This is a genomic window from Streptomyces sp. NPDC046716, from assembly GCF_040645755.1.
Lineage (GTDB): Bacteria > Actinomycetota > Actinomycetes > Streptomycetales > Streptomycetaceae > Streptomyces.
In genome coordinates this window covers 22718-35925 of sequence record NZ_JBEYYU010000008.1, presented here as the reverse complement: position 1 = coordinate 35925, position 13208 = coordinate 22718, and the positions used below count along the sequence as shown (strand labels likewise).

Annotated in this window: 9 protein-coding genes; 3 read left to right on the top strand and 6 right to left on the bottom strand. The window is 72.6% G+C overall.

What is annotated here, in order from left to right:
* Window positions 1-3: 3 nt before the first annotated feature.
* Window positions 4-1224, bottom strand: a complete 1221-nt coding sequence (locus tag ABZ930_RS08510; protein WP_361543579.1) for a glycoside hydrolase family 64 protein — start codon at window positions 1222-1224, stop codon at window positions 4-6.
* 254 nt (window positions 1225-1478) lie between these two features.
* Here ABZ930_RS08510 and ABZ930_RS08505 point away from each other — a divergent pair, with 254 nt between their 5' ends.
* Together ABZ930_RS08505 and ABZ930_RS08500 are read left to right on the top strand one after the other, a co-directional pair.
* Entirely contained in the window at window positions 1479-2270 is a 792-nt protein-coding gene (locus ABZ930_RS08505; protein WP_361543576.1) for a VOC family protein, read from the top strand.
* A 76-nt stretch (window positions 2271-2346) separates the two neighbouring features.
* Window positions 2347-2589, top strand: coding sequence for a WhiB family transcriptional regulator (locus ABZ930_RS08500; protein WP_361543573.1), 243 nt, complete (start codon window positions 2347-2349; stop codon window positions 2587-2589).
* 21 nt (window positions 2590-2610) lie between these two features.
* Here the strand turns inward: ABZ930_RS08500 and ABZ930_RS08495 are convergent, their stop codons facing one another.
* Window positions 2611-5082, bottom strand: coding sequence for a hypothetical protein (locus ABZ930_RS08495; RefSeq protein ID WP_361543570.1), 2472 nt, complete (start codon window positions 5080-5082; stop codon window positions 2611-2613).
* Window positions 5083-5128: 46 nt separating this feature from the next.
* The gene (locus ABZ930_RS08490) at window positions 5129-5794 is read right to left on the bottom strand and encodes a YceI family protein (RefSeq protein WP_361543567.1); all 666 of its coding nucleotides are present in this window, start codon (window positions 5792-5794) and stop codon (window positions 5129-5131) included.
* Window positions 5795-6040: 246 nt separating this feature from the next.
* Here ABZ930_RS08490 and ABZ930_RS08485 point away from each other — a divergent pair, with 246 nt between their 5' ends.
* Entirely contained in the window at window positions 6041-9406 is a 3366-nt protein-coding gene (locus tag ABZ930_RS08485; RefSeq protein ID WP_361543564.1) for a hypothetical protein, read from the top strand.
* 112 nt (window positions 9407-9518) lie between these two features.
* On the opposite strand, the gene ABZ930_RS08480 is transcribed toward ABZ930_RS08485, so the two are convergent.
* The 3 genes from ABZ930_RS08480 to ABZ930_RS08470 form a co-directional block, all read right to left on the bottom strand.
* A complete protein-coding gene (locus ABZ930_RS08480; RefSeq protein WP_361543561.1) occupies window positions 9519-10496 on the bottom strand; it encodes an acyl-ACP desaturase in 978 nt (325 codons plus the stop codon).
* Between the two features lie 95 nt (window positions 10497-10591).
* Window positions 10592-11368 (bottom strand): dimethylargininase, encoded by a 777-nt coding sequence (gene ddaH, locus ABZ930_RS08475; protein WP_361543558.1) that lies wholly within the window; start codon window positions 11366-11368, stop codon window positions 10592-10594.
* 122 nt (window positions 11369-11490) lie between these two features.
* A complete protein-coding gene (locus tag ABZ930_RS08470; protein WP_361543555.1) occupies window positions 11491-13146 on the bottom strand; it encodes an ABC-F family ATP-binding cassette domain-containing protein in 1656 nt (551 codons plus the stop codon).
* Window positions 13147-13208: the final 62 nt, after the last annotated feature.

The window sequence follows — 13208 nt, the reverse complement described above, 5'->3', positions numbered from 1 at the left end:
GGGCTACGAGCCGACGCTCACCGTGAACCGGCGCGGGTTGCCGTCGTTCGCCGCACCCGACACGTCCGGCTCCCCGTCCGGCCGCACGTCGTCGTACGGGAACGCGTAGCCGATCGGCGAGTTGGCGTGCACGATCCGCGACCAGTGGTTGGTCGTCGCCTCCTGGTAGTAGTCGTCGGACGACGCGCCGTTCGGCTGCTCGGGGTGCGTGAGCATGATGCCGCGGTTGAATCCGGCGGCGAGCCGGGCCAGCAGGCCCTTCTTGTCGTCGGAGTCCGCCGGGTTGTTGGCGAACGGACCGTAGTTGCAGGTGAAGATGTCCTTCGCGGACGGCTTGGTGAAGGTGTGGCCGCCGTTGAAGGTGAGCGTGTCGCCGCTGACCCGGCCGGTGAACACCCCGCGCCCGCCCTGCAGGTCGATGCTGAAGTCGGTGTCCGCGTACTTGGCCCACACCTGGTCGGCGTAGGCGTCGAAGTAGTCGCGGAACGGCATCTGGTCGGGCTGCCCGAAGAACGGCGCCATCAGGTTCTGCGGGGCGATCACGCGCAGCACCTTCCCGTCGCCGCCCTTGATGACCAGCTTGTCCCAGGGCTGCCCGTCCTTGGCGGCCTGCGCGGCGAGATCCGAGGCGATCTTGTCGACGGCGCCGTCCGGCAGCGGTGCGACGGTGTGGGTGGAGTCGCCCTCCAGGGTCAGCCCGATGGGCAGCGCGGTGACCAGGTCGACGTAGCTGATGTTCGCGTACAACTGCTCGGTGTTGAAGGTGAACTCGCAGAACGACCAGGTCTTCCCGTAGTTCGGGTCGGCCTCCGTGGCGAAGGCCGGCTCGACGAGCGACGGGCCCGGGTTGAGGAAGAAGTCGAGCGTGTCGTCCCGGACGAAGTAGACCCGGGCGCCGTACATCTGAGGCAGCGTCACCACCTTCGGGGCGGACCCGGCCGAGCCCAGCGGGATGGCGCAGTCGACGGGGAGCGGGGTCTGCGGGGCGCCCGGCGACTCGGGGTGGTAGACGCTGCCGTCGGCCTTGAGCAGCACCCAGTTGCCCGTCGACTGCTCGTGGCCGGTGACGTACGCGTTGACGGAGCCGCTCAACGACTTGTTCTCCAGCGCCAGTTCACAGGTGGCGGGGGCGGCGCCCGCGGTCCAGGACGGAACGGTCAGCGATGCGGCGGCCGTTCCGACGGTCGCCGCGGCACCGGCGAGAAACAGTCTGCGCGATATCACGATCGGTACTCCCGACATGTGGGGGGTGTGGGGGAGCCCCACTGTGGCGAGAGTGAATGAACACGTCAAGACTTATGTCGGGGAGCGCTCCCAGCGAATGATCCCGTTCATTTGTTGAAGGCGGACGGTATACAAACGATTGGTCCGTACCTTGCCTGGTCAGGCCCGGTGGAGCGGCGATTGTCAGTGGGCGGTGGAAGACTCGGCAGTCCGGAGCGGAAAACGGAAATTCCCTCGACGAGGAGGGCACGACCATGATCACCACAGACTTCGTGGACGGCGGTCCCGTCTGGCTGGATCTCGGCACGCCGGACCTGGACGGAGCGGTCTCGTTCTACGGCGGACTCTTCGGCTGGCGGTTCGCGTCGGCGGGTCCCGAGTACGGCGGGTACGGCACCTTCCGGCTCGGCGACAAGGCGGTCTCCGGGGCGATGACCGTCACCCCCGAGCAGGGCGGCCCGGCCTGGAGCGTCTATTTCCGGACCGGTGACGCCGATGCGACGGTCAAGACGGCGGAGCAGGCCGGCGGCACCGTCCTCTTCCAGCCGATGGACGTCGGCGACCTGGGCCGGATGGCGATCCTCGCCGACCCCGGCGGCGCCGCCTTCGGCATCTGGGAGCCGGGCGTCCACAAGGGCCTGGAGCACGTGACGCAGGACGGCGGGCTGAACTGGGTGGAGCTGTACGTCCCCGACCCCGCCGCCGCCAAGGCGTTCTACGGCACGGTCTTCGGCTGGGGCACGTTCGACGTGGAGTTCCCGGGCGGCACGTACACGACGGTCAACCCGGCGGGCACCGACGAGAACGCCATGTTCGGCGGTATCGTCCCGCTGGACTCCGACCCGGCGGAGGCCGGGGCGGGCGGGCACTGGACGCCGTACATCCACGTCCCGGACGTGGACGCCACGGCCGCCACGACACAGCGGCTGGGCGGCACCGTCCGCTCCGCCCCGGTCGATGTGCCCGGGGTGGGCCGGATCGCGAAGCTCGCCGATCCGTACGGTGCCGGCTTCGCCGTGCTGAGGGGCGACCCGGATCAGCAGTGAGGAAGGGGGCGGCCGCCCGGCGCGGCGTTGATCGCGCGTTGATCGAACGTTTTTCGCCGGGCGGCAGGCTTCTCCCATGCACGCGACCACGACCCTTCCGCCTGCCGACCCCACCTGGCAGGACCAGGCCCTGTGCGCCCAGACCGGCGGCGACTTCTTCTTCCCCGAACCGGGCAGCTCCGTCAGAGAGGCCAAGCAGATCTGCCGGCTCTGCGAGATCCGCACGGCCTGTCTGGACTACGCGCTGGCCAACGACGAGCGCTTCGGCGTCTGGGGCGGCCTCTCCGAGAAGGAGCGGCACCAGCTCCGGCGCGGCTGACGCACGGACCCGGGGGCCGCCTCAGCCGTAGGCGACGGCGAACTCCCGGGTGCCCGCCGGGATCCGGACGTCGTCACCGGTGACGTCCAGCTCCCGCCCGTCCGCGACGACGGACCGCACGGGCCCGAAGCGGCACGGGTACACGTACCGCACACCGTCCGGGGCCGAACCGATCCGCACGGTCACCCGCCGATCTCCGGCCTGATGCGTGAGCCAGTACCCGAAGGGCCGCCCGAACAGCGTCGGCGCGTCCTCCACCGCCACCGACTCCCCGTCCGGCAGCCAGTGCGGACGCACGCCCGGCGCGATGTACAGATGCGGGTCGTGGTCCTCGTCGGCCTCGAAGAACAGGATGTCGCGGAGCAGCAGCAGATACTCGGCGGCCGCCCAGCCGTGCGGGATGTCGCCCATGTACCAGTGCCGGTCCGGGACCTCGTGGAAGTCCGAGGCCACGGGGAAGGCGTGCTGCTCGTTCCACGCGCCGAGCGCCACCGCCCGGTCCTGCGCGCGCGGGAACGCCGCGCCGACCACCCAGCCGAGCAGCGCGTCGGACCGCTCCACGTCCCCGGCGAGCAGACAGGCGTGCGCCAGCTGCGCGGTCAGATACGGCCCGTACGCGTTCCAGGCCGCCCCGTGCCGGAAGCCGCCGGTCACGAAGTGTGCGTACATCGTGTCGAGGGTGTGGCGCGCCGCCCGGTCCACGTCGTCGCCCAGCTTGCTGCCCATGTGCAGCCGCAGCGGATGGAAGTAGGCGGCCGCACCGATCATCGTCGAGTCGAGCCGGCCGACGTCCCCGGGACCCGTCGGGATGTACGTCTCCCAGGCCCCGCGGCGCCGCTGCTCGTCCAGCACCCAGCGCACCGAGGCGGCGGTCGCGGCCTTCAGGTCGTCGAAGGCGCCCCACAGCTCCGCGGCCTCGGGCGCGCCGAGCCGTTCCGCGAGCCGGGCCGCCTCGTACAGGCCCGCAAGCCCCCACAGGTCGTCCCAGTAGTGCGGCTTGTCCCGCTCGCCCAGGTGCTCCGCGCTCCAGCCGCTGTGCAGCAGCCCGTACGCGTCGCGGTTGTCGCGCAGCCAGCGCGCTCCGTCCACGACGTACGGCTGGTACATCTTCGCGCCGAACGCGGCGGCCCGCCCGCGCGTGCGGTCGAAGCGGCCGATCGCCCACAGCGCCTGCCCGTTGCTGTCCCACTCCCGGTCGGCCTTCTCGTGCTCGCCGCCGAAGAACCCGTACTCGGCACACGGCCCGATCCGGCCGCCGCCGCGGTTGAACCGCAGCGGATAGTGCCTGCCCAACTGGCGCTCGGCCAGTGCGGTGTCACCCACGAGCGAGCAGGCCGTCGCCTCCACCGAGGAGTCCCGGATCCAGAACGAGTCGTAGACCGTCGGCCCCGGGTGGATCTCCCCGAGATCGGACAGGATCAGCAGCTGGGAGCGGGCCTGGCGGAACAGGTCCGTCAGATGGGCCACCGGGAGCGGCAGCCGGAGCCGCACACCCTGGCGCACCAGCTTCCGCGTCCAGAACTCCCGGCCCGCTTCCTCCAGTTCACCGACCGGTGTCGCCCGCAGCTCGGCCAGGTCGTCGGCGCCGCTGTACTCGTCGACGGGCAGCCGGACATCGATCTCGACGGTCTCGTCCTCGCTGACCCGGAACGGCCAGCCGAACACCGCGCCGCACAACCCCGCCACCTGGTCCTGCGCCTCGGCCACGCCGTTCAGCTTGCCGCCCATCACCAGATCACGGAACGGGCTGTGCCGGCCGTACAGCTCCGGGTCCGTGCCGAACTCCGGGTTGCCGTACACCCCGAACTCCTCGGGCGCCGTGTCGAAGGCGGGCCCCCAGCCGCTGTTCGTCTCGACCCGCCGCTCACCCGGCAGATAGCGCAGGAAGGTGAGCCGCCGGTCGGTGATGCCGCGGCCGTTGCGGTCGTGCCGCTGGAAGCCGCTCGGCCCGGCCGCGAGGACCGCCGCGCAGAGCAGACCCTCGCGCGGCTGGCCCGTCGGCGAACCCACCGTCACCCGGGTGAGGACGGCGTCCCGCCGCCGGGCCCCGATCGGCGCCGCGAACGTACGCTGCACGAACTCGACGTCCTCCGGGGTGCGAAAGGTCGTCAGCACCACCGGCAGATGCGGTGCCTCCATCCGCTGCTCCACCGTGCCGCCGTCCAGCAGCTGCGGCAGGCGCAGCGCGCCGGTCGCCGGGTCGAAGAGGAAGAACGACAGGCAGTACTTGTCGTAGACGGGCTCGATCTCCCCGGCCTGCCCGATCAGGGACTCCTGCCGGTGGTCCTTCACCCCGACCATGCCCCAGTACCGGTACAGCGCGTTCGACGCGAACGCCGCCTCCTTCGAGTCGTACGTCCCCGTGTCGAAGTCGTCGCTCCACCGCCGGAACGCCGCTTGCGCCCACCACGGCACGGGGTACGGAACCTGAGCCCTCGCGGCCCAGCTGCGCCACATGACCTCGTAGAACATCCACTCGTGCGTCTGCGTCATGGAGTTCACCCCCTGGACGCACCGTGGCACCGACCGGCCGACGTGCCTAGCTTTGCGGCGTGGCCCGGATCGCCGAGATGTCGAACTGCAGGCGCACCTTCTCGCTGACCATGGTGCCGCCCGCCTCCAGGCGCTTGTTGTAGACCAGACCCCACTCGGTGCGGTCGATGGTCGTGGTGCCGTCGAAGCCCGAGCGCTCGAAGCCGAAGGGGTCGAGCACCGAGCCCAGATAGTCGAGTTGAAGGTCGACCGGGCGGGTCACGCCGCGGATCGTCAGGTCTCCGGTCATACGGAACGTCTCGCCGCCCTCGTGCACCGTGGACGTGCTGCGGAACACCATCTCCGGGTGGCGGGCCGCGTCGAAGAAGTCCCGCCCCACGATGTGCGCGTCGCGCTGCTCCACACCCGTGTCGACGCTGCCGACCCGGATCACCAGCTCGGCGCGCGAGCGGGACGGCACCGCCCCGTCGAAGTGCAGCACGGAGTCGTAGTCGGCGAAGGCGCCCCGCACCGTGGTGACCATGGCGTGCCGCACGGAGAAGCCGATCCTGCTGTGCGGCCGGTCGATGGTCCACTGCCCGGTCAGCGCGCGCAGCTTCGGATCGAGCGCGACGTCGCCGACCGTCTCGCCCGGGAACGGGGTACGAGGGCTGACGACGGCCGGGGCCGGGTCGACGGTCGCGACCTGGTGGCGACGGTTGAAGATACCCATGCGGGCGAAGCCTCCTTCGATGTGATCACTCGCGATTTGATCACTCCGTGTTATCACGCCATCGGCCCTGCGCGGGCGACGAGTTGGGCGGTCTCGTCCGAGTTCCGCGTGGTAGGACGGTTAAAGCTGCACAAGATCGCCATCAATGTGAATGCACCGCCAGAAATATCGATGTCACTCACCGTCATCGTCGATGTCCCGGTAAATTCGATGGGGCCCGGGCCGCGGACCAGGCAGACTCCTCCCATGTCCACCCCGCGCAGCGCCGCCGCCCGACTCCTCGACGACCTCGCCCCGCTGCCGTATCCGCGCCGCACGAGGGAGGCCGCCCGCCGCGCCCGCGACCTCGCGGCGGACGGTGCGCTCGGCCCGGTCGTCGCCGAACTGTCTGCCCTGGGCGCCTACGAGCGGGGCATCGGCACGATCCTCGCCTGCGCGGCCGGTGACACCGCGTGGCTGGCCGCGCACCTCGCCGACCCCGACCCGTTCGTCCGCGGCCACGCCCGCCGCGCCGCACGGGGCGCCGGTGTGCCCGACGCCGCCTTCGAGGCCGCCCTCGACGACGCGCCCGAAGCCGTCCGGCGCCCGCTGCTGCGCGCCATCGCCGCCCAGCGGCGCACCGCGCTCGCCGACCGCCTCGTCGACACCGTCCGCGCCCGGTGGGGCGACGCGGAGGCGGCGCGGCTGCTGCCCGGCTGCTCGCCGGAGGTCGTCGCCCGTGTCCTGCCGGACGTCTTCCCCGCCGTACGCGGCTGGACCGGGCTCGCCGCGCGGCACCCCGGCGCCGTGCTCGACGCCGCGGCGCGCGACCTCGCCGAGACGCCGGACACCGCCCGCGAAGGCTGGTGGCACCACTACGGCCGGGCCCTCGCCGCCGTGGCCCCGGCCGAGCCGCTGCGCGTCCTCGACCTCCTGGACGCGCAGCCGCCCCAGGATTTCCCCCGGCCGCTGCAACAGACCCTCGGCGTCCTCGCGGCCGCCGACCCGGCCCGCGTACTGCGCATGATGACCGGCCCCTGGCGCAGCCAGCTCACCGGCCGGAGCACCCTGACCCCGGCGGTGCTGCGCGCCGTCGCGCGCTTCGACGGACCCGACCTCGCCGCCTACGCCCGGGCGGCCGCCGAGCGCCCGCACGACCTCGCCGCGCTGCTGCGCGCCCAGGCCCCCGCCGACCGGCCCGCCACCTACGAAACGACCGTCGCCGGACGCGGCCCCGCGCGCGGCGTCGACGCCGACGTGCTGGACGCGCTGCCCCGCTTCCACGTCGCCGACGTGGCCCGCCGCGCGGCGCGGGCGGCCCGTGAGCGCGGCGAGTCCTGGGACGCGGTGCTCCTCGCCGAGTCCTATCTGCCGCCCGACGAGGTCCGCGACGCCCTCGACGCGGCCACCCGAAGACCCCTCGCCGACCACCGCGCCACGGCCTGGCCGCTGTACGTGCGCAACGCGGCCCGCACCGCCGACCCCGCGCAACTCACCGGCGTGGCAGCCGAGTTGGCCGGGCGTCTGCGCAACGAGCAGGACCCGGTCCGCTCCGCCGCCCTGCGCGCCCTCGCCGACGACGTCCATCCCGCGCTGTGGGAGCCGGCCGCGCTGCCGGACCTCGGCCGACTCGTCGAGGCGGCCCTGGAGGCCCCCGACACCTCGTACGCCACGCGGTACGCGATCAGCGGTCTGGCCGTCGGCGTCCTGCGCGAACACGTGAAGGACCCGGAGCAGGAGCTCGTCCAGTGGGCGCTCGCGACGCTGGCCGCCGTCCACCACCATGTGCCGGAGGCGGCCTTCGGCGACCTCGACGAAACCCTGTGCCGCGGTCAGGAGCACCAGCTCTACGCGGTGCTGCGGCCCCGCATCCTCGCGCACGAGCGGAAGCGCGACTACCGTCTCCTGCTCGCACTGGCCCGCGCCCTGGGACGCCGCGCCGCCGGGGTCCCGGAACTGCAGAGCAAGCTGCGCGGCGCCGTCGAACACGGCGACCACTTCACCTCCTGGGACGCCGTCGACCAGTGGCTCGCGCCGCCCGGGACCCGCGACGAGCGCGTCGCCGAGCTCCTCGACCTGGTGCCGTCCGCCATCGAAATCCCCTCGGTGACACCGGTGGTGGCGTACCGGCGCACCGATCTCCTCGACCGTTTCCTCGACGGGCCCGCACCCTACGGCCGGTTCCTGGCGGGGAAGGGGCCGTGGGCCTTCCCCGCGGAGCACTACGGGAAGGCGGTGCGCGGCTGGCTGCCGCGCCAACAGCGCGCGTACCTTTCGCAGTTGAAGGCCATCGCGGAGGACCCCGAACGCGAAACGGAGCGGCGCGCCGAGGCGATCCGCGCCGCCGCCGACGTGCCTGACGGCGGCCGCGAGTACGTCCGCCGGTGGGCCGGCGCGGCGGACGTGCTCCTCGCCGAAGCGGCGCTCGCCGCGCTCGGCAGCACCGCCGACGACCTGCCCCTGCTGGTCTCGCACGCGGGCGACGACCGGGCCCGCGTCGCCGTGTACGCCTTCAGCCGGGCCTCCCGGCACGCCCGCCCGTCCGCACTCGCCCCGCTCCTCGACGAGATGCTGACGGGCGAGGGCAAGAAGGTCACCAGCCGCAAGGAAGCCGCCCGGCTCACGGCCGTCCGGCTCCCCGCCGCACAGGCCGGGCCCCGCCTGGCCCGCGCCTGCGCGGACCCGGCCGCCCACCGCGACGTACGCGCCGCGTGTGTCGCCTTCGCCGCGTACCGGCTGCTCGGCGAGGACACCACCTGGCGGATGCTCGCCGACGCCGCGTCCGAGGGCAGTCCGGCCGTGCTGCGCCGGGCCGCGTTGCGCCTGGCCGTGTACGACGTCGCCCCCGCTCGGCGCGCGCGGTACGCCGCTCTCGTCGCCCGGGTCGCCGACACGGCCGGCGACGACACGGAGCTCGCCGACACCGCCCTGTCCGCTCTGGCCGGCTGGGTGCCGTGGGCGCCGCAGGCCCTCGACGCCCTGGCGCGGCCGCTCACCGACCTGGAACGGCGGGCTCCCGGGCTGTGGAGCGCGGCCGGCGCGGCCCTCGTCACGGCGGCGGGCGGGACGCGGGCCGCGGCGGACGCGCTGACCGGCGCCGTACGGACCCTGATGGCCGCCGGGCCCGCGCCCGACGCGGGGGAGGAGCGGGACCGGCCCGCGCACCGCCGCGCCGAGGCCGTCGCCGGGGTGCTCGCGGGCGCCGCGACGCGGAATCCGGCGATGCGGCCGCTCGCCCGCGAACTCGCCGACGTCCTCGCGGGCGACGACGCGTTCGTGACCTCGGCCGCGCTGGTGCGGCTCGCCGCGGTGGACCTCTCGGCACCGGGCGACGACCTGCGCGCCCTGGCCCGACTGCACGACGGGCGGCCCGTGCTGGCCCTGCGCACGGCCGAGCGACTGCGCCACGGGCTGCGCGGGGAGCGGGTGCCCAGCCCCGTGCTGGTGCCGGTGGCACGGGAGCTCGCCTCGGCCGGGTCCCTCGCCGAGGGGCTGTTCGCCTGGGCCGTCACGGTCGCCCAGGGCGAGCGGGAGGGGTGGCCGGAGCCCTGGCGCGACGTCCTCCGGAGTCTGCGCGCCCATCCCTGGGCCGACGTCCGGGACGCTTCGGCACAGGTGAGTACGGCTCCCTGAGGGGCGCGGTCAGCCGATGAAAAGCCGCGGACGCGGCTGCTCGGTCGATGAGCAGACGCGTCCGCGGCTTTCGTCGTGGCTGGTCGCGCGGTTCCCCGCGCCCCCTACGGGGCTAGACGGCGGCGGCCCGGGCCGCCATGCGGGCCTTGCGGGCGGCGAGCTTCTCGTCGAACTTGGACGCCTCGCTGTCCAGGCCGCCCATGAACAGGCCGAGCTCCTCCTGCGCCTTGAGCCCCTCCGGGCCGAGCCCGCCGATCTCCATGATCTTCAGGAACCGCAGCACGGGCTGGATCACGTCGTCGTGGTGGATCCGCAGGTTGTACACCTCGCCGATCGCCATCTGCGCGGCGGCCCGCTCGAAGCCGGGAATGCCGTGGCCGGGCATCCGGAAGTTGACGACCACGTCGCGCACGGACTGCATCGTCAGGTCGGGCGCCAGCTCGAACGCGGACTTCAGCAGGTTCCGGTAGAAGACCATGTGCAGGTTCTCGTCGGTCGCGATGCGCGCCAGCATCCGGTCGCAGACCGGGTCGCCGGACTGGTGGCCCGTGTTGCGGTGCGAGACCCGGGTCGCGAGTTCCTGGAAGGCGACGTACGCGATCGAGTGCAGCATCGAGTGGCTGTTGTCCGACTCGTAGCCCTCGCTCATGTGCGACATGCGGAAGGCTTCCAGCTGGTCCGGGTCGACGGCGCGCGACGCGAGCAGATAGTCGCGCATCACGATGCCGTGCCGGCCCTCCTCGGCGGTCCAGCGGTGCACCCAGGTGCCCCACGCGCCGTTGCGGCCGAAGAGGGTCGCGATCTCGTGGTGGTAGCTGGGGAGGTTGTCCTCGGTCAGCAGGTTGACGATCAGAGCCGTGCGGCCGACCTCGGTGACCTTCGACTGGTCCTTCTTCCAGGCCTCGCCGTCCTCGAAGAGGCCGGGGAAGTTGCGGGCGTCGGACCAGGGCACGTACTCGTGCGGCATCCAGTCCTTGGCCACCTTCAGGTGGCGGTTCAGCTCCTTCTCGACCACTTCCTCCAGCGCGTACAGAAGGCGGGCGTCGGTCCATGTGGTCGACGAGCCGAGGCGGGGGGAGATGACGGTCACGGGGGCTCCTGGGGGACGGAGGTACAGCGAGCGGTTCTACCTACGGTGTCGTAGGTTACGGTGTCGTAGGTTAAGCGCTCCATAAAGAGCTGTGGTTACACGTAGAGGTCGCGAAGTCTCACTGAGAGGCACGTCACACACCCCTCGAGCTTCTCGAACTCCGAAATGTCCACCAGTACGGGCTCATGGCCGAGGTCCGCGAGCAGCTCCGCGGACTTGGCCGCGCTCGCCGCCATGAGCAGCCGGTTTCCGCCCAGCAGGACGACATGGGCGCCCGCTTCCTCCGGCACCGGCAGGAAGCGCGGGAAGAGCGAGGCGTGGTCGACCAGCGGCTCGTGGCCGATCACCGTTCCGTCGGGCAGCGCCGTGACCGCCGACTTCAGATGCAGCACCTTGGCCACGGGAACCGCCACCACCCGGGCCCCGAGCGGCTCGAAGACGGCGCGCAGCTGCTGCACCCCGGCCGCGTTCGTGCGTCCGCCGCGCCCCACGTAGAGGGTGTCACCCACCTTCAGTACGTCGCCGCCGTCGAGAGTGCCGGGTTCCCACACCCAGTTGACGGAGCAGCCGAGGCGCGCCACGGTCTGCTCGACCCCCGACGTCTCGGCGCGCCGCGACGCGGCACCGGAGCGCCCGATCAGCGCGACGTTCCGGAAGACGGCCACCGTGTCCTCCACGAACACCGCGTCCGGGCAGTCGTCGGCCGGCTCGACCAGGACCGTCTCCCAGCCGTGCGCCTCCAGCGCCGCGACGTACTCCTGCCACTGCTCGCGGGCCTTCCCCGGATCGACGGGGGTGCGCGCGACGTGGGTGACGATCCCCTCCGCCAGCCGCGGGCCTGGCCGGCGGACGAGGGCCTTCTTGCTGGGCACGGGTGATCTCCACGGGTCACGGCGGATGCGGCGCCGCGGATGAGGGGTGACAGCGGCGGGCACATCATGCACAGCCGGGCAGGCGCGACGGAATCCCCCGTTACGCGGCTGTCACCTCCTTCTCACGTCCTCTCACCCCCCTCACCCCTCTCGCCTGTTTCCCCCGGCTCATGGCCCAGCTCCAGCCACCGGGTCACCCCGATCGACTCCAGGAACGGCCGATCGTGGCTCGCCACGATCAGCGCCCCCTCGTACGACTCGAGCGCCGACGTCAGCTGCCGCACGCTCGCCATGTCCAGATTGTTCGTCGGCTCGTCGAGCATCAGCAGCTGCGGCGCGGGCTCGGCGAGCATCAGCGCGGCCAGGGTCGCCCGGAACCGCTCGCCGCCCGACAGCGTCGCCGCCTGCTGGTCGGCCTTCGCCCCCTTGAACAGGAAGCGGGCCAGCCGGGCCCGGACCCGGTTGACGGTCGCCTCCGGCGCGAACCGCGCCACGTTCTCGGCGACGGTCGCTCCGTCGTCCAGCACGTCGAGACGCTGCGGCAGGAACCGCAGCGGCACATGCGCGATCACCTCGCCCCCGACCGGCGCCAGCTCACCGGCGACGGTCCGCAGCAGCGTCGTCTTGCCCGCCCCGTTACGGCCGACGAGGGCGACCCGCTCCGGCCCGCGCAGCTCGAACTCGCCGCGCACCCGCGCCCCGTAGGGCAGGGTGAGCGAGCGCAGCGTGAGCACGGAGCGCCCGGGCGGCACCGCCGTGAACGGCAGGTCGATCCTGATCTCGTCGTCGTCGCGCACCGCCTCCACGGCCTCGTCGAGCCGCTCCTTCGCCTCGGCCAGCTTCTCCTCGTGCATGATGCGGTGCTTGCCCGCCGAGACCTGCGCCGACCGGCTGCGCAGCTTCATCACCGCCCGCGGCTCCCGCTTGGTGTCGTACATCTTCTGTGCGTAGCGCCTGCGCCGGGCCAACTTCACATGCGCGTCGGTCAGTTCGCGCTTCTGTTTCTTCAGATCCGACTCGGCGACCCGGACCATCCGCTCCGCCGCCTCCTGCTCGACGGCCAGCGCCTCCTCGTACGCGGTGAAGTTGCCGCCGTACCGGGTGACCTCCCCGCCGCGCAGATCGGCGATCTGGTCCACCCGGTCGAGGAGTTCACGGTCGTGGCTGACCACGATCAGCACCCCGGACCAGCCCTCCACGGCCGCGTGCAGCCGCTGCCGCGCGTACAGGTCCAGATTGTTGGTCGGTTCGTCGAGCAGCAGGACGTCGGGACGGCGCAGCAGCAGGGCGGCGAGGCGCAGCAGCACCGACTCACCGCCCGACAGCTCCCCGACCGTCCGGTCCAGATCGATGTGGTCCAGGCCCAGTTGGGCGAGGGTGGCGACGGTCCGCTCCTCGACGTCCCAGTCGTCACCGACCGCGGTGAAGTGCTCGTCGGCCACATCGCCCGACTCGATGGCGTGCAGCGCGGCGCGGGCGGCCGCGATGCCGAGCACCTCGTCGACGCGGAGCGCGGTGTCGAGCGTGACGTTCTGCGGCAGACGGCCGACCTCGCCCGCCACCCGCACGGTGCCGTCGGCCGGACGCAGCTCCCCGGCGATCAGCTTCAACAGGGTCGACTTCCCCGACCCGTTGGCGCCGATCAGACCGGTGCGGCCGGGCCCGAAGGCGACCTGGAGACCGTCGAAGACGGCGGTGCCGTCCGGCCACGCGTAGTCGAGGCCCGTGACGGCGACGGACGTCGTGGGGGAGCCGGGACGACTCTGGGGATGTGACATGAAGGCCTCGCGGTTGCTCGGTGCGAACGGTGACGACATGCGACGCGTTCGAGACACCGCGG

Coding starts and splice junctions, on each gene's coding strand:
- ABZ930_RS08485 (WP_361543564.1), top strand. CDS start 6,041: ATGTCCACCCCGCGCAGCGCCGCCGCCCGACTCCTCGACGACCTCGCC.
- ABZ930_RS08490 (WP_361543567.1), bottom strand. CDS start 5,794: ATGGGTATCTTCAACCGTCGCCACCAGGTCGCGACCGTCGACCCGGCC.
- ABZ930_RS08500 (WP_361543573.1), top strand. CDS start 2,347: ATGCACGCGACCACGACCCTTCCGCCTGCCGACCCCACCTGGCAGGAC.
- ABZ930_RS08495 (WP_361543570.1), bottom strand. CDS start 5,082: ATGACGCAGACGCACGAGTGGATGTTCTACGAGGTCATGTGGCGCAGC.
- ABZ930_RS08505 (WP_361543576.1), top strand. CDS start 1,479: ATGATCACCACAGACTTCGTGGACGGCGGTCCCGTCTGGCTGGATCTC.
- ABZ930_RS08470 (WP_361543555.1), bottom strand. CDS start 13,146: ATGTCACATCCCCAGAGTCGTCCCGGCTCCCCCACGACGTCCGTCGCC.